The organism is Bacillus sp. FSL H8-0492 (assembly GCF_038006145.1).
In the GTDB taxonomy this organism is placed as follows: domain Bacteria; phylum Bacillota; class Bacilli; order Bacillales; family Bacillaceae_G; genus Bacillus_A; species Bacillus_A mycoides.
Genome location: NZ_JBBOUP010000001.1, coordinates 197,854 through 220,145, shown reverse-complemented (window position 1 = coordinate 220,145; position 22,292 = coordinate 197,854). Strand labels below are relative to the sequence as shown.

26 protein-coding genes are annotated in these 22,292 nt (G+C 34.5%); 10 read left to right on the top strand and 16 right to left on the bottom strand.

What is annotated here, in order from left to right:
• The 5 genes from MHH66_RS01255 to MHH66_RS01235 form a co-directional block, all read right to left on the bottom strand.
• Nucleotides 1-933: an ABC transporter ATP-binding protein gene (locus tag MHH66_RS01255; protein WP_078185467.1), complete on the bottom strand. Its 933-nt coding sequence runs from the start codon at nt 931-933 to the stop codon at nt 1-3.
• 138 nt (nt 934-1,071) lie between these two features.
• Nucleotides 1,072-1,728, bottom strand: a complete 657-nt coding sequence (locus tag MHH66_RS01250; RefSeq protein ID WP_063218196.1) for a response regulator — start codon at nt 1,726-1,728, stop codon at nt 1,072-1,074.
• Nucleotides 1,725-2,918: a sensor histidine kinase gene (locus MHH66_RS01245; RefSeq protein ID WP_078185466.1), complete on the bottom strand. Its 1,194-nt coding sequence runs from the start codon at nt 2,916-2,918 to the stop codon at nt 1,725-1,727. Before MHH66_RS01245 ends, MHH66_RS01250 begins: the two co-directional genes overlap by 4 nt.
• A 153-nt stretch (nt 2,919-3,071) precedes the next feature.
• Nucleotides 3,072-4,958 carry a ribosomal protection-like ABC-F family protein gene (gene abc-f / locus MHH66_RS01240; RefSeq protein ID WP_063218198.1) on the bottom strand — a complete coding sequence of 629 codons (1,887 nt, stop codon included), beginning with the start codon at nt 4,956-4,958 and terminating at the stop codon, nt 3,072-3,074.
• 124 nt (nt 4,959-5,082) lie between these two features.
• Entirely contained in the window at nt 5,083-5,217 is a 135-nt protein-coding gene (locus MHH66_RS01235) for an RAxF-45 family protein (RefSeq protein ID WP_002139888.1), read from the bottom strand.
• A 420-nt stretch (nt 5,218-5,637) separates the two neighbouring features.
• Between MHH66_RS01235 and MHH66_RS01230 the strand changes: the two genes are divergently transcribed.
• Nucleotides 5,638-5,766 carry a hypothetical protein gene (locus tag MHH66_RS01230; RefSeq protein WP_002029408.1) on the top strand — a complete coding sequence of 43 codons (129 nt, stop codon included), beginning with the start codon at nt 5,638-5,640 and terminating at the stop codon, nt 5,764-5,766.
• Nucleotides 5,767-5,900: 134 nt separating this feature from the next.
• The gene (locus tag MHH66_RS01225; RefSeq protein ID WP_063218199.1) at nt 5,901-6,695 is read left to right on the top strand and encodes a DUF4931 domain-containing protein; all 795 of its coding nucleotides are present in this window, start codon (nt 5,901-5,903) and stop codon (nt 6,693-6,695) included.
• Nucleotides 6,696-6,706: 11 nt separating this feature from the next.
• On the opposite strand, the gene MHH66_RS01220 is transcribed toward MHH66_RS01225, so the two are convergent.
• Entirely contained in the window at nt 6,707-7,240 is a 534-nt protein-coding gene (locus tag MHH66_RS01220; protein ID WP_000713256.1) for a transglycosylase SLT domain-containing protein, read from the bottom strand.
• Between the two features lie 246 nt (nt 7,241-7,486).
• Here MHH66_RS01220 and MHH66_RS01215 point away from each other — a divergent pair, with 246 nt between their 5' ends.
• Nucleotides 7,487-9,136, top strand: a complete 1,650-nt coding sequence (locus tag MHH66_RS01215; protein WP_063218200.1) for a DUF2334 domain-containing protein — start codon at nt 7,487-7,489, stop codon at nt 9,134-9,136.
• Between the two features lie 32 nt (nt 9,137-9,168).
• On the opposite strand, the gene MHH66_RS01210 is transcribed toward MHH66_RS01215, so the two are convergent.
• From MHH66_RS01210 to MHH66_RS01190, 5 genes are all read right to left on the bottom strand, one after another.
• Nucleotides 9,169-9,939 carry a TatD family hydrolase gene (locus MHH66_RS01210; protein WP_002009903.1) on the bottom strand — a complete coding sequence of 257 codons (771 nt, stop codon included), beginning with the start codon at nt 9,937-9,939 and terminating at the stop codon, nt 9,169-9,171.
• 747 nt (nt 9,940-10,686) lie between these two features.
• A complete protein-coding gene (locus MHH66_RS01205; protein WP_002009906.1) occupies nt 10,687-11,043 on the bottom strand; it encodes a YxeA family protein in 357 nt (118 codons plus the stop codon).
• Nucleotides 11,044-11,183: 140 nt separating this feature from the next.
• Complete coding sequence (locus MHH66_RS01200) at nt 11,184-12,020, bottom strand: YitT family protein (RefSeq protein ID WP_002009911.1); 837 nt, start codon at nt 12,018-12,020, stop codon at nt 11,184-11,186.
• A gap of 117 nt (nt 12,021-12,137) precedes the next feature.
• Nucleotides 12,138-12,467 carry a PH domain-containing protein gene (locus MHH66_RS01195; protein WP_002091410.1) on the bottom strand — a complete coding sequence of 110 codons (330 nt, stop codon included), beginning with the start codon at nt 12,465-12,467 and terminating at the stop codon, nt 12,138-12,140.
• 160 nt (nt 12,468-12,627) lie between these two features.
• Nucleotides 12,628-13,605 carry a LacI family DNA-binding transcriptional regulator gene (locus tag MHH66_RS01190; protein ID WP_002124775.1) on the bottom strand — a complete coding sequence of 326 codons (978 nt, stop codon included), beginning with the start codon at nt 13,603-13,605 and terminating at the stop codon, nt 12,628-12,630.
• Between the two features lie 305 nt (nt 13,606-13,910).
• Between MHH66_RS01190 and MHH66_RS01185 the strand changes: the two genes are divergently transcribed.
• The gene (locus MHH66_RS01185; RefSeq protein WP_012260201.1) at nt 13,911-14,003 is read left to right on the top strand and encodes a DUF3948 family protein; all 93 of its coding nucleotides are present in this window, start codon (nt 13,911-13,913) and stop codon (nt 14,001-14,003) included.
• Between the two features lie 70 nt (nt 14,004-14,073).
• On the opposite strand, the gene MHH66_RS01180 is transcribed toward MHH66_RS01185, so the two are convergent.
• Entirely contained in the window at nt 14,074-14,679 is a 606-nt protein-coding gene (locus MHH66_RS01180; RefSeq protein WP_063218201.1) for a lysophospholipid acyltransferase family protein, read from the bottom strand.
• 336 nt (nt 14,680-15,015) lie between these two features.
• Between MHH66_RS01180 and MHH66_RS01175 the strand changes: the two genes are divergently transcribed.
• Complete coding sequence (locus MHH66_RS01175; RefSeq protein WP_002124767.1) at nt 15,016-15,111, top strand: DUF3948 family protein; 96 nt, start codon at nt 15,016-15,018, stop codon at nt 15,109-15,111.
• A gap of 69 nt (nt 15,112-15,180) precedes the next feature.
• Here MHH66_RS01175 and MHH66_RS01170 read toward each other — a convergent pair whose 3' ends face one another.
• A complete protein-coding gene (locus tag MHH66_RS01170; RefSeq protein WP_002063481.1) occupies nt 15,181-15,321 on the bottom strand; it encodes a YrzO family protein in 141 nt (46 codons plus the stop codon).
• 21 nt (nt 15,322-15,342) lie between these two features.
• A complete protein-coding gene (locus MHH66_RS01165; RefSeq protein ID WP_002124765.1) occupies nt 15,343-16,311 on the bottom strand; it encodes a DMT family transporter in 969 nt (322 codons plus the stop codon).
• Between the two features lie 127 nt (nt 16,312-16,438).
• Between MHH66_RS01165 and MHH66_RS01160 the strand changes: the two genes are divergently transcribed.
• Nucleotides 16,439-17,305 (top strand): LysR family transcriptional regulator, encoded by an 867-nt coding sequence (locus MHH66_RS01160; RefSeq protein WP_078185465.1) that lies wholly within the window; start codon nt 16,439-16,441, stop codon nt 17,303-17,305.
• Nucleotides 17,306-17,560: 255 nt separating this feature from the next.
• Nucleotides 17,561-17,662 carry a DUF3948 family protein gene (locus MHH66_RS01155; protein ID WP_001060020.1) on the top strand — a complete coding sequence of 34 codons (102 nt, stop codon included), beginning with the start codon at nt 17,561-17,563 and terminating at the stop codon, nt 17,660-17,662.
• Nucleotides 17,663-17,727: 65 nt separating this feature from the next.
• Here MHH66_RS01155 and MHH66_RS01150 read toward each other — a convergent pair whose 3' ends face one another.
• Entirely contained in the window at nt 17,728-18,675 is a 948-nt protein-coding gene (locus MHH66_RS01150) for a substrate-binding domain-containing protein (RefSeq protein WP_063218202.1), read from the bottom strand.
• A gap of 131 nt (nt 18,676-18,806) precedes the next feature.
• Here MHH66_RS01150 and modA point away from each other — a divergent pair, with 131 nt between their 5' ends.
• From modA to MHH66_RS01135, 3 genes are all read left to right on the top strand, one after another.
• Complete coding sequence (gene modA, locus MHH66_RS01145; RefSeq protein WP_078185464.1) at nt 18,807-19,604, top strand: molybdate ABC transporter substrate-binding protein; 798 nt, start codon at nt 18,807-18,809, stop codon at nt 19,602-19,604.
• A 5-nt stretch (nt 19,605-19,609) separates the two neighbouring features.
• A complete protein-coding gene (gene modB, locus MHH66_RS01140) occupies nt 19,610-20,284 on the top strand; it encodes a molybdate ABC transporter permease subunit (RefSeq protein ID WP_078185463.1) in 675 nt (224 codons plus the stop codon).
• 299 nt (nt 20,285-20,583) lie between these two features.
• Nucleotides 20,584-21,435, top strand: a complete 852-nt coding sequence (locus tag MHH66_RS01135; protein WP_000353554.1) for a GRP family sugar transporter — start codon at nt 20,584-20,586, stop codon at nt 21,433-21,435.
• A gap of 67 nt (nt 21,436-21,502) precedes the next feature.
• Here MHH66_RS01135 and pnuC read toward each other — a convergent pair whose 3' ends face one another.
• On the bottom strand, nt 21,503-22,153 hold the full coding sequence (gene pnuC, locus MHH66_RS01130) for a nicotinamide riboside transporter PnuC (RefSeq protein ID WP_002063476.1): 651 nt from the start codon (nt 22,151-22,153) through the stop codon (nt 21,503-21,505).
• Nucleotides 22,154-22,292: the final 139 nt, after the last annotated feature.

Here is a 22,292-nt window from a genome sequence, read left to right as displayed (position 1 = left end):
TTAATCACGAAGTGAACGTCCTGTTAATTGTAAAAAAAGTGCCTCTAAATTCGGTTCTTTTACTTCCAGTTTTAAAATTTGAGCTTTGTTTTCAACAACTTCTGAAACAACTATGCCAATTGCCTCGCCACCATTTAGTCCAATATCAATCGTGCTACTATCTTCGTCAAAAATAATCCGCTCAACAACAGGTAGTGCCTTCAACTTTTGTAGCAGTTCCGTACTGTAGCGATTTAATTGCAATTTCACCATAAACCCATCTGTTAGACGATTACATAGCTCTCTTTTCGTTCCTAGTGCAATTACCTTTCCATGATCAACGATGGCAATTCGCTCACATAAATACTCAACTTCTTCCATGTAATGACTCGTATAAATGACCGTCATACCTTTTTCATTTAACTTTTTAACAGTCTCTAAAATATGATTTCTCGATTGTGGATCAATCCCGACTGTCGGTTCATCCATAATTAATAACTCTGGTTCGTGCATAAGTGCTGCACCAATATTAATACGCCTTTTCATTCCACCTGAAAATGTTTCAATTTTATCTTTTCCCCGATCCTGTAAACCGACGTAAGCTAACACTTCCTCTGCCCGCCCTTTTGCAACTTTTCCATTTAAACCGTACATCTTTCCCCAGAAGATTAAATTTTCCTTTGCTGAAAGTGTCGGATACAGCGCAATGTCTTGCGGGACAATACCGATTTTCTTTTTCGCTTCTAATGGATACTCTTTTACAGATTTCCCACCAACTTTTATATCACCACTATCGTATGGAATTAACCCGCAAATCATTGATATCGTCGTTGATTTCCCCGCTCCGTTTGGTCCAAGCAACCCAAATGTTTCACCTTTTTTCACTTCAAAAGAAACATTCTTTACGATTTCCTTCTTGCCAAATGATTTCGTAATATGATCTATGACTAACATATTGATTCAGCCCCTTTGTATTCATCTACACTTTCATTGTAGAAAAATTTCTTTTCTTCTCCATCAGCCTTAAGATAGAAATACAAAATAAAAAAGCAGCAAATTCCGCTGCTTTTTCACACTTATATATGCCAAAAGTCATGTGTACATCGTGACGCCATACCTTACTGCGTATATCGCTGCTTGTGTTCGATCTCTCAGTTCTAGCTTACTAATCAAATTAGAAACATGATTCTTAACAGTTCCCTCGGTAATAAATAGCTTTTCGGCAATCTCTTTATTATTTAACCCCAGTCCAATTGCTCTTAAAACATCTACTTCTCGCTCAGTTAATTGTTTTAGTTGTTCTGGTGGGTTACACTCTACTGCCACTTTCGTCTTTTTTAATTCCTCTATAATTTGCGCTGTTATATCCTGAGGAAGCACAACCCCGCCACTATGCACCGTTAAAATTGCTTGCGCGATTGCATCTGTCTCCATATCCTTCAATAAATAACCACTCGCTCCTTGCTCCAATGCTTCAAAAATAAGCTCACTATCATTGAATGTCGTCAACATAAGAACCTTTATATGAGGGAACTGTTCTCTAACTAAACGTGTTCCTTCAACACCATTCATACGAGGCATCCGAATATCCATCAAAATAATTTCAGGATGTAGCTCTTTCACTTTTTGTATCACTTCGTCTCCATCCGTAGCCGTTCCCACTACTTCAAGTTCTGGGCGTAAATTTAATAACATCGCTAAACCATCGCGAATGAGTGATTGATCATCAACAATCATAATGCGAATCATACCGTTCCCCCTATTACCCATGTTTTCTCCTGAAGCGGAAATTCAATCTGTAACTGGAAGCCTTTTTCTATCTCACTCTCAAATTGAATAGTTCCACCATGTTCCTCTACACGTTCTTTCATATTAAGTAAACCAAAACCTGGACTTACCTCGTTGACTCCCACACCATTATCCGAAATACAGAGTTTAACTTGTTTCATTGAACAAGTTAAACTCACTTCACATAAACTCGCTTTCCCGTGACGTTTTGCATTTGTTAAAGACTCTTGCATAATACGAAGTAATGTAGGATGTAGCGACAATGGAATTGTAACAGGATCTCCTTGCAATCGAAAAGATGCTTGTACTTTCGTCATTTTAGAATATTCATTCAACATTCCACGCATATTTTCTACTATGTTTCCTAGTTTACTTTCCTCTTTTAAAGCATGAACAGAAGCTCTTACTTCTTGAAGTGACTTTCTAGCCAGTTCATAACATGTATGTAAAACCGTTTCTGTCGTATCTGAGTTTTGCTTCCATAGCGCTTCCGCTAGTTGCAACTGCACAAGCAAAGCTGTCATATTATGACCCACGGTATCATGAATTTCTCGGGCAATATCATTTCGCTCCCGAACCGCTGTCAATTCCTCTACCTCTTTGGCATATAGCCTTAATTGTTCATGTGCTTCTTTTAAAGCTGTATGAGATAATGCTAATTCCTCATATTGCTCATCTACCATTTTCCGCGCAGCTGTAAGTTTTTTTATTAAGTTTCCAGCTAAAGCACTGAAAATGATAAACATAAAGTTAATTGCATTACTCTCCAATTCCAGACTCTCTGTATGTTGATACGTATGTAGTATATTTATAAACCAACAAAGAAAGAAAAAAGCGATAAAAAAATAAGTCATCCTTTTACGCCAATCATGAATAAATAATCCTACCGCATCAATTCCAAATATAATTAAATACAAACATGTCTCGGGAAATAAAAACCCTAATAACGCTGTGACAATACCGTTTGTGAGCAAGGTATAAAAAACAAGTTTCCTACTCCCTTTTGCTTTTACAAGCAAAATATGATTCACAATATAAATAAAAAGTGCAATACCGACAAAAATTTGTAAATTTTCTGTTTCACGTGAAACATGATTTGCGTAAACTAAGCAAATCATGACGATTGTAGCAATCCGCGCATATCCTAACATAAAATTCTCCCCACGTTTTAGTGACCTAAAGTTCATTCTATTATCACAGCAGCAAGAAAATTATACCAATTTTTCTGCTTTCATTATACTAAAAAGAGCAAGCCCTCCCCAAAAATATGAGGAAACAACTTGCTCTTTTTCATTCTATTTTCTTTACTCCACAATATTCTCTAACTCATTATATAACTCCGCTCGTAAAAACTCTTTTTTCGTTTTTTCTTCATATAATTGTTCAAGCATTTCAACATCAACTACATGTTCCATTTTACATTCGAGTGCATATATATCTTCTTCTATATGCATTAACTCGTTTTCAACTGCCTCTAAATCCCTAGACTTCTTCTTTTTTATAGGCATTACTTCTAACGCTTTATTCCCTTGCTGTTGCTGCTTCTGTTTTACTACTTGTTTCTCAATTCTTTCTTCCCACTTTTGACGAGCCCATGCATAGTTCCCTGCAAACTCAAATAATTTGTGCTCATCAATCCAATATGTCTTTTCAAACAATTTATTTAAGAAATAACGATCATGTGAAACAGCTAAAATCGTCCCATTATATTGTTCAAGGGCCTCCTCTAAAACTTCCCTTGATTCAATATCAAGATGATTCGTCGGTTCATCTAAAATAAGAAAGTTAACATCTTGATACATAAGTTGCGCGAGCCTTAACCTCATTTTTTCTCCACCGCTAAGTTGTGTTACTTTCTTAAAAACAGCTGGACCATAAAATAAGAAACGAGCTAATATATGTCTTGCTTCTCCCTCTGTTACAGCCACGCAATCTCTGAAAGCTTCCAATACATTGTTCTTCATATTCCCGTACGCATGTTGCGATAAATAACCGATTTTCACACTACTACCAATCCGAATTTCTCCAGTATCTTGCTTCATTTCTTCTAGTAGTAATTTTAATAACGTAGTCTTTCCTGTACCGTTACGTCCAACGATAGCTGCGCGCTCCTGAAAACGAATATGCAAATTTACTTTCTCGAATAAAGATCTGTCAGCAAATCCTTTACTCACTTCTTTCATTACAACAACATCTTTCCCACTTCTCTCTTGCCCGTCAAACTGAAGTCCCATCTGTTTTCTATCCAAAATGGGTCTCTTTAGTTTCTCTATGCGCTCTAATGCACGTTCCATATTTCTCGCTCTCTTATGCAATCCTTCACTCGGCGGATTCGCTTGATTTGCCCATTCGCGTAGACGCTTAATCGCTTCTTTCATTTTCTTTATTTTCTTTTGCTGTTCTTGATACGCTTGAAATTCTTGAAGCAATCTTTCTTCCTTTTCCTCAACAAACTGTGAATAGTTCGTATGATATACGTGAATTTCTCCATCTTCTAAATCAAAAATTTTCGTTACAACTTCATCAAGGAAATAGCGATCATGTGAAATGACCATAACTGTTCCTGTATACTCTTTTAGAAATTGCTCTAACCACTCGACTGCAAATAAGTCCAAATGATTTGTTGGTTCATCTAATAGAAGTAAATCTGGTTTCTGCAATAGCATATACGCAAGGCTTACTTTTGTTTGTTCTCCACCACTTAACTCCATAAATGATCTTGAAAATAGTTCCGTCACCTGTAGACCATTTGCTACCTTCATAATATTCGCTTCTATTTCATAACCACCGAGAAACGCGTACCTTTCTTGAATTACTCCGTATCTCTCCATCAATTTTTGTAAAGCAGATGATTCCTGTTCTTCTGCCATATTTTTTTCTAAAGCATGCATTTCTATCTCCAACTCTTTTTCCTTTTTAAAAGCGGAGCTTAATACATCATATACATTCATTTCATTATTAAATTTTGGAATTTGTGCTACATGACCAATGCGCGTACCTTTCTTCACATGAATAGCCCCTGCATCCAAACCCTCAATTCCTGTTAAAAGCTGAAAGATAGTTGTCTTCCCACTACCGTTACGACCAACTAATCCAATACGTTCTCCATTCTTTATTTCAAGCGATATATTTTCAAATATGATGTTTCCACCAAAAGATTTCTTTACATTATTTACACTACAAATTGTCATTTTCCGTACTCCTTTCAATATAAAAAACCATGGGAAAGAAACATTCCCCATGGTTTTTGTCATAGAAAAAGGAAGCCAAATAGCTCCCTTTTCACACGTTTATCAAAAATGGGTGAAGAGACTTCTATCGTTCAATAGCTACTATGCAATTGTTAAAAAAGGGCATACGTATCCCGTTAACAACTACATCATGAAAAATCGCACGACAAATATAGATATAATCTAAAAATTTTGCGCGCGTAGCTAAAGAACATTTCATCTCATTCACTCCTTTCGTACGGAATTTAATACTTACTTCTTTATTATACTTCCCCGATTTATGTTTGAATAGTCATTTTTCTGAAAATAATAAAGATAGACTAAACATTTCAATAAGTGACATCAAATCTTACAAAACTGTTATGTTCACGTAATGGAAAGCGATAGTACGAAAAGATACCTCCCTATACAATAAAGATGTAAACAAGAGAGACAAAAACAAGGAGGAAATAATCATGATGAAAGAAATCGTAAAAGTAATCTTTGAGGTATTAGTGAACGGACAAGCAGTTGTAAAAGAACTAAACGAACTATAAAAGGGAGGAAAGAACTATGATGAACATGGTAAAAATGATCTTACATGCTTTAGTTGATGCGAAAGCAGTTAGCCAAGAATTAAACCAACAATAAAAAGAGGTATATGAATATGAAGAAAGCCATTATTGTAATCGCAAGTACAGCAATTGCCTTATACACAATAAAAAATAGAAAAAAGAAACAAAATGAAAATGCTCTATATTATCCATACACACTATTAAAGAAAAAATAAAAGACAAGGTACCCTATTGCAATGAGGATATCTTGTCTTTTATTTTTCCCTATTCCCTTTAAAGGATTTCCTTCTCCTTTTCCCGAATGTATTAAGCGGGATTTTACATATATTTTAAAGGGGCATAAATACAAATGGATACACAACAACTATATTTTTCAAACGATATCGGTAAACAAAAACCAGAAAGTATTCGGAACAGAAACACTGCATGTCCTTTTTGTGACAGAGAAAATTTAACGGATATTTTAGCAACTGAGGGCTCTATTATTTGGTTAAAAAATAAATTCCCTACATTACAGGATACCTTTCAAACCGTGCTAATCGAAACAGATAATTGCGAAGACCATATCGCAACATATACAGAAGAACATATGAGAAAACTAATTCGCTTCTCTATTCTCCATTGGTTAAACTTACAGGAAAATGAAGAATTCACTTCTGTGATTTTATACAAAAATCATGGTCCATTTTCAGGCGGAAGTTTGCATCATGCACATATGCAAATTATCGGAATGAAACATATAGACTATCTTGAAAATATTGAGGAAGCAAATTTCCAAGGGGTAATTGTTCAAAAAAATGAACGCATTGAACTCAATATTTCAGAGCGTCCTATTATCGGCTTTACTGAATTTAATATCATCATTGAAGATATTGCATTTATAGATGAAATGGCCAATTATATTCAGCAAACTGTACGTTACATACTGACAGATTTCCATAAAGGATGTAGTAGTTATAACTTATTCTTCTATCATCTAAATGGAAAAATCATTTGTAAAGTTGTTCCTAGGTTTGTCGTTTCACCGTTGTATGTAGGATATAAAATACCACAAGTTTCTACAAAACTAGAAGAGGTGAAAATACAACTAGCGCAGTATTTCATGAAGCACGAAGACAAAATTATTCACAAAAAAACAGAGTAGGTATAGAAAACCTACTCTTTGATTACACCTTTATTTCGATAGTATACATCCTCTAATCCGATGTTATACTTCATATTGTTATCCGTCCACTCTGGTCCTAAATTCCCTGGCCATCCAGATGTATTCGCTATATATTTCAGTAATGCAAAATCAGTCAAACCTTTTTGCACCCCGCGCTTATAACCTTTCATTAAATGCGGCATTGCAATTTGCGCATTTGTACGTGGATCTTTCAGCTCTTCATCAGTTAAATGATCTGGCGCAAGCCCACCACCGCGGTGTAATTGAAACAATCCGAATGAAGTTCCGTTATCTCCAACACTTCTTGGATTTAACCTACTTTCGTGTTCGGCAATTGTAAGAGGTATCCATTCCGGAAGGTTTACTTTCTTTGCTTCCTCTATAATGATTTGTTTCATCTGTTTTGCTTCTTCTGAATCAACATAGCTTGTTTCATTCATTAGCTTACCCATTCCTTCAGACTTTCCTTGGAAATATAAATACACTCCAAGAACAACTAAAAATCCTACAAAGAATTTCTTCACTACCTCTACCTCTTTCTCCGCTGAAATTTGTCCCCTTTCAGCCTTTCTTTTACAATTACCAACACTCTATCATTCTCTTACCTTTCAATCATAGCAAATTACTATACATATTATCATCATGCTTTAGACCGATTTTGCGAAAAAACATATGGTAAATACGTACAAAAATGTAACTTACATAGACTATAACTTATTTTTTGTATATAATTGTAAATTGAATTCTACATAGACTAGGAGCATATATAAATGAAAAAATTCCTACTACTCTTTTTTAGCATTTTACTACTTATTCCTATACACACATCTGCGCAAACATCATCCAAGCCAAAAGTACTTATTTTGTATAGTACAGAAGACAATAAAATTACAAACAATGTACAAATCCTTAATACTCAGTTAGGACATTTCACAAATGATATAACAGTAAAAAGTTTAAAAGAGGTAAATGAAACTACTAACTCATCTTCTTATACACATATTGTTTATATCGGAGAGAAAAAAGAAGATTTTTCTACTGAAGTAAAACAATTTCTAGAAAACTTCTCAGGTCCCATATTAGTTTTAGGACAAAATGTTGAACAATTATCTAATCGTTTTTCTTTCATTACCTCGAAAGAAACCGATATACGAATTCACACTATAGAATATCCGACTAACCAGTTAAAAAATGAATTACATGAAGAACGCTTAATGAAGAAAATTGAAACAAAAGGAACAACTCTTGCTTACGCCTTGAGTGCTGATGGAACTCATCCGTTAATCATTCAACAAGGAACATCCTATTATGTCGCGACTCCAAATCTTTTTGATTGGATGTCTCATTACGTCGGTGAAATGCTATTTTCTTACTTCGAACAAAAGCCTATGACAGATAAAAATTCAGCTTATTTACGTCTTGAAGACGTTCATCCAGCTGTAGATGTAAAGCAATTAAAAGAAATCGCTGAATTACTAAAAGAGGAAAAGCTCCCTTATATGATTACCGTTATCCCTGTTTACAAAGATCCAGACACAGGAAAAACAGTACATTTAAAGGATAACTCTGAATTAATCGATGTTTTACACTTTATGCAAGATAATGGTGGCTCTATCGTTATGCATGGTTACACACATCAGTTTTATGATAGTGAAACTGGCGAAGGTTTTGAATTTTGGGATGTAAAAACAGATCAACCAATTCGCCAACCAAACCATGAAAAATCAAAAACAAAAAAAGATTTTCAGTCTACAGAAGACTATAATAAATACGTAAAAAACGGGAAAGCCTTCGAAGAAAAATATATTAAAGATCATATTGAAAAAGGGATTACAGAGCTTGTAGAAGCTAAATTATATCCAGTTGCCTTTGAAGCTCCGCACTATACAATGTCTCAAAAAGGATATGAAATACTATCACAATATTTTTCAACTTATGTAGGACAAATACAACTTAACGATACAACTTGGAAATCAATGCACTCACCAGCTTATATAAGTACACCGTCATTTTTGCATGGGATGAAATTAATTCCTGAAACTGTTGGCTTTATTGAAGAAGGGAAGCCACAAGCTATAGCAAAAATGAAAGAACGTGCTTTATCTATCACTAAACTATCTGATGGAATTATCGGTGCATTTTATCATCCTTACTTGGGCGTTGAACCATTAAAAGAAGTATTAAAAGAACTAGAAAGTATTCCAAACATAGAGTGGATTGATTTACAAAAAGACATGAATGAAGTAAAAATGAAAGATATTCATATTACTACTAATAAAGAAGGCATTCACGTTGAAAAACCAACAAGTGCGAATGACATAATTGATTATATAAAACAATATGGGTTCTTCCTTATAATTGGGTTCATTATAATTGTCTTTCTTTTATTATTAAGACGTGCGAAAAAATTAGAGTCATAAAAAAAACACCAAGCGAGATGCTTGGTGTTTTTTTATGACTCACTAACTTTATAAAATCGCACCGTATTCGCATATATTTGCTCAGTAACTTTCTCTACTGATATTTTTTTTATTATACTAATTTCTTGTAATACATCTTTTATCATATAAGGATGTGTCATCGTATCCTTCTGAAATTCCCACGGCCCATCTGTTTCTACCATCATATATTCAAGCGGATAATACGAAACTATTTTTCTAATTTTCTCCTTATGTAAAACATCCGGTGTGATGGAAATATAATAACCGTTCCTCATCATCCGTTTCATTGTCTCTTCACTTCCTTTAAACCAATGAAAGTGTGCACGCGAAACTTTATATTCTTCAAGTAAACCACATACAGTGTCAGTATCTTCATAAACCGCATGCAATATAATTGGTAAATCGTATTTACTAGCTAGTTCCACAAACTTTTTTAACACCGCTATGTATGGATCAATAGCAATATTTTCATCTTCTTTCCTTAAATAATATGGGAGTCCCACTTCACCAATCGCAACAATTTCATCTACATGATCTTCAATTAATTTATAAATTTTCTCACATTCCTCTTTATGAATCGGCTGCTCCGGATGAAAACCTATTGCTGGATGTACAAAAGGATATCGCTTTGCTAAAGATAAAGTTTCTAGACATGATTGATAATTCATAGATACTGCAATAAGCCCTTGTATCTCTTTACTGTTTTCCACATCTATAAATAATCTACTTTTCTCTTCATTCTCATATTGATCAACATGTATATGGCTATCAATCAATTTCATCTTTATGCCCCCATAAAAAAAACAAGAAAGGGTCTTCCTTCTTGTTTTATCATCTATATTAGTTAACAATTAAATTTGTTATTATATCAAATAATCCAATACATACTACGGCAACAGTAAAGTAGCTACAGAAATCTTTAATTGGAAACTTCACTACTTCTTCTTTACGCATCCCAGTTTTCTCCCTTCTTAATATATCCCTAATTATTTTTTATCTATTTGTATCTATTATGCAAAAAATATGACAAATTTACTATCGAATTAACTTACGTAAACCTTACAATGTTGTAAGGTTTGAAAAAAGGCCTCATCTTAAGCTAAGATGAGGCCTATTCAAAGTTAGTTGGTTTTTCGTTCTTCATTAACATTGGGAATCAGAAAGTAATAAAATGAGACTTTCTAGTTACACTATATTAAATTTACTATCTTTTAACTATCGAATTGCATTACAGGAGTCTTACATTTTTGTAAGCTATGTGTAATGTAATTCGATAGTTCCCCTTACCTATACTTTGTACAATAAGGTTAGAAAGTAAGCCAAATAAGAAGAATACTCACATAACCAAATTACATTGCTAGTAGCCGACTCTTCTTATACCTTTCACTCATGCTACTACAATGTACCCCCTTCCCCCTTATATAATAAGAAAAGCCTTAGTCCATATGGACTAAGGCTTTTTCACGGATCTAAAATACCCCTACCTAGTATTTTTATTTTCGACAAAAAATAGGCGGGGGTATAATTCGCTATCTCATCGTTAAAAGTTTACTCTTCGCATTAATAGGAATATTTCCAGCTTCAATTTCTTCAATTGCCTCGCCGTAGCGTCCTTTTGCGTACACCTTTAATGCTTCATCTCTCTTTAACATATGCTTAACAGTCTTCTTTATTTTTTGTTCTCTTCCACGTTCATCAAATGCAATAAATTCATATTCATACCATTCATCACCGACATGCTGACCAATCGCATCCACAATTGTATAGTATTCTTTCGTCGTATAAAGCGGATTATATTTATCAATAACCGGTCCAAGTTTCGTAGGTAGTAATACTACTACTATCACTACCATGGCTATTACAGTAGTAATTATTTTTTTCTTCATAATACTGATCTTCCTCCTCTGCAGGATACTTATACATCCATTCTAAAGAGCAGGAATTTAATCTACCATTCAATCCCATTACATTACCCTTACATTTTTGTAAGAATAAAAAAAGATGAACGAATTTTCTCGTTCACCTTTTAGCTTGCTTTAAAGCCACCGCCAAGTACATCACGCACATCGTGAATGACAACGAAGGCATCTTCATCAACTCTACTAATAACTTGCTTTAACTTAACAAGCTCTTGTTTATTAATAACGATATATAAAACTTCTTTATTTTTACCAGTATATCCGCCGCGTCCCTCTAATACAGTGACACCGCGTGTCATGTTTTTTGTAATAGTTTCACGTATTAAATCCGGTTGATTTGAAATGATTGTAACAGCTGTTTTTGTATCCATACCTTCCACGATGAAATCAATTACTTTCGCTCCGACAAATACAGCTACAAGTGTATACATTGCCTTTTCTTGTCCTATTATAAATACAGAACCCGCAATTACAACGATATCAATAATAAGTACGCCTTTACCAACGCTCCAACCTAAATATTGATTTGCTAGTCGAGCTAAAATTGCCGATCCTCCTGATGTACCTCCAGCTTTGAACATACAGCCTAATCCGATACCTACAAATACACCAGCAAATAAAGCTGCTAGTAACGTATCACTATTTACTTGATATTCGATATGTTCTGTAACATATAAAAACAAAGAGGTTTCCACAATACCTATAATTGTGTAAACCATCGTTTTCTTATCAAAAAATTTATAACCTACAGCTAATAAAATTGCATTCAAACCAAAATTCACAATTCCTGGTGACCAATCAAATAAATAGTACGTAACAACCGTTAAACCAATAATTCCACCCTCTGATAAACGGTTTGGAATTGCAAAGTAATTAATACCAATTGCGAATAATAATGAACCAATTGTAATTAGTGTTATTTCCTTTATACGTTGATTAACCATAGTTCATACCTCCCCCCATTTGACATTGTATCACTATCTCCTAGAGGTTTAGAAGTTGTTTTTATTCCGCATTTTCCCTCACAAAGACCAAGATATTATGTTTAAACAAAGGGGTGATTAATTATTCATATTAGCTCTAACTGTACGGACAAAGCGCTCCACATTCCCACTCTGAATATACTTAGCTCTAATGGTTTCACGATTACAAGTACATTCGAAATATGGACGGAAATCTATGTCATCTATATGCAAATATGAATACTCTTCAAATATCGCAGGATAGCACGAAAATTTCCCGTAAAATAGAAGACGTCTAGTAGTGGCAACAAAAATCCCATGTTGATAACATAAAGTAAAGTCATCCTTTTCAAATATCCCTACGACAAACGCTAAAATCTTTTCGTCATCCTCTACATATTTTTTCATACTTAATAAAAGTTCATTCATGCATATTCCTCCAAATTCTATTCATTGTTTTAGCACTTGAAAAGAATCCATGGATTATTACAGACCGGTGTAACTCTTTTATAAAGTATGAAACGCGTTTCCTGTCAAAGACATTTCAAAAAATAATCCGTTATGTGATTATACACATAACGGATAAATACTAAACCGTCGAGCGTTCCACAAGTTTATACGGAATTTCCATCTTTTCTTGTTTAGAACCCTCATCACTTACTTGCCTATAAAACATTTCAAAAGCCGTCTTACCTATTCCCTTTAAATTTTGGTCAATGGTTGTCAGTTGTAAAACTTGAGAAATCGGTTGATTATCAAAACCAATAATCGCTAAATCCTCAGGAACTTCAATACCTAATTTTTCAACTTCTGTCATGATCCCAATAGCAACTTCATCTCCTGCCACTATTAATGCTTCAGGAGGATTCTCCATCTCCTTGAATTGATGTGCAACTCTTACACCATCTTCTAACGTAAAGCATTCTGTGAAAATCCGATCTTCCATCACTTCTTCATCTATTAATTGTAGCTGTTGTTTATAAGCATCAAAACGTTTCTTACTACTTGGCCCTAACTTTCTTCCCGTACAATATCCAATCTTCTTATAACCTTTTTCAATAAGGTAACTCATCCCTAATTGAAAGGCATTAAAATGATCTGTATATACACTCGATATGCTTTCAATATCATTATCCTCACAAGCAATAACCGCCCCATACGCTGCATAAGGCTCTATAGTTTCCCACTCATTAGCACGAGAACAAATGATAAGACCGTCTAGTTGCTTTGTTTTCAACATATGTAAACTTTTCATTTCTTCTTTTTTATTGTAGTTCGTTTGACAAAGAAGCACCCTGTAATTATGAGCTAACGCAACTTCCATCATTCCACCCACCATCGCATCAAAAGACGGATGATTAATATAAGGTAAAATCACGCCAACAATATTCGTCTTCCCTTTTGATAAATGAACAGCATTTGCATTTTGCGAGTAATTCAATTTCTCAACTATTTCTAAAACAACTTTCCTTTTTTCTTCACTTACATATGGATGATCATTTAATACCCTCGAAACAGTCGTAACTGAAACCCCAGCCATCTTTGCAATATCTTTAATATTAGCCATACACTCACCTCTACTTTTAACTTAATGAATCACATGAACATATGTCAAATCTTCTCATCATGACACTTTCATTCGTTTTTCTTACAAAAGTGTAATTTTCCTGTAAGCTAATTCGATAGTGACTCTCCGCAACATTTCATATAATTAAGTCAGAAACAGGGCAACAACCATTTGAAAAGGAGCGGATCTATATGATGAACAAAATGAAAACGAACAATTTCTTAAATACAATGAGCTTGGTATTTTCCGCTCTTATCGATGCAAAAGCTGTTGCTTCTACATTAAACAAGTAAGGAGAATGCATTATGAACAACATCACTTTTAATAAATTAGATTTTTTAGGACTAGCTAGCGGCACGGTTCTTCTTACTGCTTTCATTTACGCTGCTACACTATAACTTTGTGTCCCCTTTCCCCTTTATATAAATAATAATAAAAAAGACGACCATCTATACCCGGTCGTCTTTTTTAGCTTTGATTCGGCTGCAAAACTTCCTTTAGTTCTTCAAACTTTGCATTTAATTCATCTGTCATCATCTTCATAGCCGTTTTTCGATCTATTTGTTCTTCAGCATCGATTTGAATTGGGTCTCCAAAAACTAATCGCGCTTTTTTTCCTTTTATCAATTCTTTTATACTTGATGGACCAACATAAGCTGCCGGTATTAACGGAACGTTAGAACGCATCGCAATCGTAACAGCCCCAGCTTTTAGTGAAACGTCTTCTGATGACCTCGTCCCACTCGGGAAAATCCCTACTACTTTTCCTTCTTTTAATAAACGTGATGGAATTTTTAATGTGCTTGGCCCTGGATTCGCACGGTCTACAGGGAATGCATTTACATTTTTAAAAAACCAATTTTTAAATTTCCCTTCAAACAATTCTTTTTTTGCCATGTAATGAATTTGGGTTGGGTACATTCCTGCCGCTAACATTAAAACATCCATAAAACTTGTATGTGTACACGCAACAACGTAAGGGCCACCTTCCGGTAATTTCTCTCTCCCTTGTACTTCTACCTTCCCAGCCATTTTAAATATATATTTCAACGAAAATGTAATTGGTTTATACATTTGTTTCGTTCCTTTCTGAATATCCGAAGTATAATCATTTTCTTACAACGATTATAACACTAAGTTTTAGGAGTTGGTAATAAAAATAAGTATTTATTGTTAAATTTCAATTCTTACAAAAGTGTAATTTTCTTGTAAGCTAATTCGATAGTGGCTCCCTCCACTATCTTATACAATTAAGTCAGAAAGTAACAACAACCATTTGAAAAGGAGCGGATCTATATGATGAACAAAATGAAAACGAACAATTTCTTAAATACAATGTGCATAGTATTTTCCGCTCTTATCGATGCAAAAGCTGTTGCTTCTACATTAAACAAGTAAGGAGAATTTATAATGAATAACATGACTTTTAATAAATTAGATTTTTTAGGACTAGCTAGCGGCTCGATTCTTCTTACTGCTTTTATTTACGCTGCTACGCTTATATAACTTTGTGTCCCCTTTCCCCTTTATATAAATAATAATAGAAAAGACGACCGTCTATGCCCGGTCGTCTTTTTAATTTTTTCTTTCCTTCAAGTCTTTTAAAAGCTGTATCAATTCAGCTTGTTGTTTTATATTTTTACGACCGTTTCGATTAATTGCTGCAAGCTCGCAGGCAACTCCAGCAGCAAAGAAAAACAATAAACTTTCTAACATATAAAATCCTCCAGTTGCCTATTAAACAGCTTGACGCAATTGCTTTTCTTGCAAAATTTGTTTATTTATATTTTCTTCTTTTCTCTGACAAACATTATTACGAATAAGCGCTGCAATAACAAATAATGTTCCTACAATATCAAATGTTGTTATTTTATACCCTTGCATCATCATAATAACTAAAGTAGTAATTGGCACAAAGTTAATAAATAAAATACCATTAATGGATGATAAGATTTTCACACCGTAGTTCCAAGCAAGTAGTGCTACGATACCTGGTAATGTCATCATAAATAACAAATCATACTTCACAATAGAAATCGTTTCCATACTTGGAACAGACACATATCCAAGCACTGTAATGACTACAGTTATAATCCCTGTGACAGTTGTACCCAATACACACGTCAAAGTAGAATAGCGTAATGTTGACCAATCGCTACACGTTTGACCACCCATCGTATAAATTACCCATCCTACAACACCAACAAATATAAATGCTAGCGAAAACATGTTATCTTTCAATGTTAAAAAGAAACTCATATCACCTTTCGTAATAACAAATACAGCCCCTACAAACGCAATAATCATGCTCGTTATCATATATTTCTTCGGCTTTATATTTTTATATCCCCATAAAATACAAATTGAAATCATCGGCATAAGCGCCTCCATAATAGAAGCTACCATTACACCTGATTTTCCCATTAACATTTGTCCTAGAAAAATTAATACATTATATACGGTAAACGCCATTGTTCCAAAAAAGACGAGTAACTTTCCTCTTCCTTCTAAGCGAAATGCTTTCTTTCCTTCTTTCATTAGCAATAATACAATCAGTACAATTGCTACCGCCCCATAACGAATAAACGAAAAATAAAACGGATCTATGTATTCTAGCGCATGATCAGCAACCGGAAACATCGCTCCCCATGACATACTTGCAATTAAACACGCTAAAGCACCTATTATCATTTGACCTTTTCTCACCACAATCCCCCGCTTCTTTCTATTTGCACAAGGAGAATTGTAAAAGAAAAAATATATCACGTAAAATGATTCAAAATGATGTTAACTATCATTTATAATGATAGTTAACATCAAGGGGGAGCATAAAATGGAATTACGAGACTTACAAATCTTCCAAAGCGTTGCCGACCGCGGTAGTGTAAGTGGCGCAGCAAAGGAATTAAATTACGTACAATCAAATGTAACCGTACGTATTAAACAATTAGAAAACGAGCTGAAAACACCTCTCTTTTACCGTCATAAGAGAGGCATGACTTTAACAGCTGAAGGAAGAAAAATGCTCGTTTATGTTCATAAAATTTTGCAAGATGTTGAAGAGCTAAAACAAGTGTTTTTAGATAGTGAAACACCATCTGGCATATTAAAAATTGGTACAGTCGAAACAGTCAGTACATTACCTACCATTTTGTCTTCTTACTATAAAAGCTATCCAAATGTCGATTTATCATTACAAGCCGGTCTAACGGAAGAACTTATTAGAGAAGTACTTGATCATCAATTAGATGGCGCCTTTATATCAGGTCCTATTAAACATCCACTAATTGAACAATACGATGTTAGTACTGAGAAATTAATGCTTGTTACACAAAATAAAGCTTTTCATATAGAAGAATTTACTACGACGCCCCTACTCGTTTTTAATCAAGGATGTGGATACCGTTCCAAGCTTGAACGATGGCTTAAAGATGAAGGTTTGCTACCAAAAAGAATTATGGAATTTAACATATTAGAAACTATATTAAATAGCGTAGCGCTCGGTCTTGGGATTACACTCGTCCCCCAGTCTGCGGTGCAGCACCTTTCTACAGCAGGTAAAGTCCACTGCCATCCAATTCCGGAGAAATACGGCAGTATTTCAACTGTTTTCATACGCCGTAAAGATAGTTACATGACCAATTCGATGCGCAGCTTTTTAAAAACAATTAAAGAGCACCATCATATCAATATGCTTTGAAGGACATTCTTACATGAATGTCTTTTTTTCTTACAAAAGTGTAATCCTCCCGTAAGCTAATTCGATAGTTGCAGGCAGCCATATTTCATATAATTAAGACAGAAAGCAGGGCAACAACAATTCGAAAAGGAGCGGATACGCATGATGAACAAAATGAAATCAAACAAATTTTTCAATACAATGGGCATGGTGCTATCCGCACTTGTCGATGCAAAAGCTGTTGCAACTACATTAAACAAATAAGGAGAGATTATAATGAACAACATTACTTTCAACAAATCAGACTTTATCGGACTTGCAAGTGGAGCTACTCTTCTTACAGCTTTCATTTACACACTTGCTCAAAGTCTTGTTTAACAATTCGTTTCCCCAAACCCCTTTATATATAGAAAAAGCTGCTCGTCTTATAGACAAGCAGCTTTTTAGTTTGTTTCATATATAATTTGGCCTGTTTTCGTAATATCGTATCCGCCAATCGCTTTTAACTCATTATGAAATTCTTCCGATTGCAGAATGTCTTTCATAACTTCAATAAGCTCTTCGTTTTCTTTATTCTTCAAAATTACTAAATCATACTGTTCTTTCATTATCGGAATAAAGTCTACATTTACAATTTGCGAAACCTTTTCTGACCCTACTCCAACATCAGCTTTTTCGTTCGCAACTTGCGAAGCAACACCAAGATGATTTGATTCTTCCCATTCATATCCACTAATATGTTCTTTATTTAACTTTTGAATTCGTAATTGTTCATCCACTAGCACCCTAATACCAGAGCCTTTTTCTCGATTCACAAATTTTATAGAGGATTGGGATATATCAGCCCACGTTTTTATTCCTTTCGGGTTCCCTTTTTGCACATAAAACCCAACATTTCTTGCCAATAAATTAATCATAATACATGGTTGTCCAACTAAAATACGCTTTACGTAAGGAACATTATACGTACCCGTTTCGCCATCAAACAAATGCAGACTAACGATACTTCCTTCTCCTTGGTACATCTTCACTAAACTCGTTAAACTTCCTTGATATGCTCTTAATATATTAGAATTGGGTAAACGATTTTCTATATGTTTTGCCAACATATCTAACGTTAGTTCTTGACCACTAATGATGCGTGTATTCGAGGTACTATTTTCGTCCTTCTTTACAGAATTAACTTGTACCTTCCCTGTTTTCATTTGCTTTATATATTGTTCTAAATCCGTTGCATCAATGCGCATTTGTCTACCAACCCTATAAGAAGGAAGTTCTCCTTTTTTAATTAGGTCGTATACAGTTAATTTTGATACTTTTAATTGCTTTGCTACTTCTTCCGTTGTGTAGGAATGATGATCCATAGACGATTCCTCACTTTCTTCCTTCATTGTAACAAAGAAAAGAATATTTCTCCTAGTTTTTAAAAACAACTATATCGTTCAAATTATATTCAATTATAACTAGTTATAATTAGTTATATTTAGTTATAATTAATTTAGTAAACGAAGGGAGATTTTTTATGAACAAATTTACTTTACGATCCATTGGGGTACTTATACTTTCTTTTCTTCTTATATTCAGTGTAGCTTGTTCAAGCGAAGAAAAGTCAGCTGCTAAAGAGGGAAAATCAGTGGAGCTGACTATATCAGCGGCTGCAAGTTTACAAGATTCACTAAAAGAAATTGAAAAACAATATAAAGAGAAAGAACCAAACATTAAACTTTCTTTTAACTTCGGTGCTTCTGGTGCACTTCAACAACAAATCGAACAAGGTGCACCTGCTGATTTATTCTTCTCTGCAGCAGAAGATAAATTCCAAACTCTTGTTAAAAAAGGATTCATTAATGAAAAAGAAGGGAAAAACCTTCTTGGAAATGAACTAGTTCTAGTCGTTCCAAAAGATAGTTCTCTTACAAAATTTCAAGATTTAAAGGATGCCAAAATCAAGAAAATCGCACTTGGTACACCCGAATCTGTACCTGCAGGAAAATATGCAAAAGCTTCTCTCACACATGAAAATCTTTGGAATGACGTTCAAAATAAAATCGTATTTACAAAAGATGTTCGCCAAGTGTTAACATATGTAGAAACAGGTAATGTTGATGCTGGTATTGTATATAAAACAGACGCTCTCGTTTCAGACAAGGTGAAAATTGTAGAGGCGGTAGCGGCTAATTCTCATGAGCCAATCCACTATCCTTTAGGTGTTATAAAGGAATCTAAGCATAAGAAAGAGGCGACTTCATTCTATGAGTATTTGCAATCAAAAGATGCACAATCTATCTTTAAGAAATATGGATTTACAATCCTGCCATAATTGCTATGAGCTTTGATACAATTTTGTCACCTGTCTTTCTATCCTTGCGAGTAGCTGCATGCGCCACCATTATCGTTACGATCTTAGGAACGATTATTGGACGAGCATTAGCGCGCTCCTCGTGGCAATATAAAGTACTACTAGAAACTATTTTCTTATTACCATTGGTGCTTCCACCAACTGTTATCGGCTTTTTTCTAATTATCATTTTTGGAAATAACAGTCCCATTGGAAAGTGGATTGAATCATTATTTCAGCAGTCCATTATGTTTACATCTACTGCTGCTATCATTGCTTCTACAGTCGTTGCATTTCCGCTCATGTATCAATCAGCAAAAACAGGATTTTCCATCGCGAATGTGCAAATTGAAGATGGTGCGCGCGACCTTGGTGCGAGTGAATATCAAGTTTTTCTACACGTTACACTCCCACTTGCATTCCCCGCGCTACTTAGCGGTATGATTTTAAGCTTCGTTCGCGCACTCGGGGAATTTGGTGCTACTTTAATGTTTGCAGGAAATATACCTGGCAAAACACAAACGATTCCAACTGCAATTTATATGGCTATTGATGCAAGTAATATGCAACTCGCTTGGACTCTTGTCATCATAACAATTAGCATGTCATTACTATTTTTATTATGTATTCAAATCATTAACAAGCGAATTACCACTTCCTAAAGCAGTTTTCGACAAAAGCTGCTTTTTTTATTTCCCGAAAAATAAAATGACCTAACTAATGACTGAATTTTATTTCTTATTTAAATATACATTTTATTTGAATTCACTTTCTAAAATAGGTAATTTCCTGTTATTATATGAAAGTGTTTCAAAAAGTGAAGAAATGAAAACGCATTTATATCGTAAGTTCTTCATCCTGTTTTAGCGATCGGTAATCTTCTACTCTATTAGTGGGGCATTACCGATCGTTAGAACGATATGTAATTATATTGGTATAGAAAACCGAAGGGAGTCTTGTAATGGACATTTTATTAGCGCTTCTTCCTGCAATCGCATGGGGAAACATCTTATTAGTAAGCGTAAAAATGGGCGGTGGTGCATATAGCCAAACGGTAGGTATGACAATCGGTGCTCTATTCTTCGCAACAGTTATGTATGTATTTACTCAACCAGCTTTAACAATGACAGTCTTGATTGTTGGTTTTATTTCAGGTTTATTCTGGGCTTTAGGACAAGTAAACCAATTAAAAACAGTTGAAAAACTAGGTGTTTCAACTACTGTAACGATTTCTACTGGTATGCAACTTGTTGCAACTTCTATCTTTGGGGTTATCGCTTTCCGTGAGTGGACTACTACAACAACGATTGTTCTGGGAACGATTGCAATCCTATTAATCGTAGTTGGTGTTGTATTCACATCACTAGATGATAAAGAAAATGCACAGCCACCAGGACAATTGAAAAAGGGACTTCTTACTTTAATTGTTTCTACTTTCGGTTATCTTGTATATGTAATTATTATTCGTTGGTATAACATTGATGGTTGGTCTGCTATTTTACCACAGGCAGTTGGTATGTTCGTTGGTGCGGTTGTACTGACGTCTAAACATAAACCATTTAACAAATATGCAATGCGTAATGCTTTATCTGGTTTACTATGGGGAACAGGAAACTTATTCTTACTTCTTTCATTACCACGTGTCGGAGTAGCGACAAGCTTCCCGTTATCTCAAACTGGAATCGTTATCTCAACATTCGGTGCGATTGTCTTCTTAGGTGAAAAGAAAACAAAACGTCAATTGATCTTTATTGCACTAGGTAGTGTTTTAATTATCGGCGGCGCTGTATTGCTTGGTATGACAAAAGCATAAATTCACACTATATTTAACCCCCCTGAAACGTATATGCTTCAGGGGGGTTTTTGATTACAATTATTTTCTAAATATAATTATTTACACGTTCTCGCTCTTTATGGTTTTTCTTCCATTCTAGCAAGCCATCGATACATAAAAATAGATTAATAATAGCTAATACTAACATGACGTATAAGCCCGTTGAAATATAAATCACAATGCTAACTATGTTATACAAAATCCATAAATGCCAATTTTCTAAGATTTTTCGGCTCAGCATAAATTGAGCTACTAATCCTAATACAGCGTTTAAAGCATCTAAATATGGACTTGTCGATTCTAAATAACGGACTTGATAATATCCCCAACCAATCCAAGCAACTAAAATAAAAAGTATATAAATAATCCATCCTTTCAAATCTAAGCGAACTGTCGGCTTTACCTTCTCCTCTCCACTACGCGCAATCCAGTAATACCAACCGTACACATTAAATATAAATTGGAAGGCTGCTAATATTGCCATTGCGTATAAGCCTTGTGTAGTGAAAATATACAGAAATACCGCAACTGTAATCATCCCAAATAAAAAGTTTGATACCTTTTCCCTTGCAAGCAACCAAACATTAATAATCCCCATAACCGATGCGAAAATTTCAATATAACTTGATCGGATATAGAACCCAACTAATATGCAAATAATACTAGAAATGAGTAAAAAAAGTGGACTTCTAACCATATTTATCTCTCCCCAGATATGTAATAAACTCCCTATCAACAGTATAAGAAATAACTCTTATACTTACTATAAATTTTCTCCTGTAAACCTCCCCACTCATCTATTCCACTTACGATAAGCCGTTTCTTTTTACAAAATT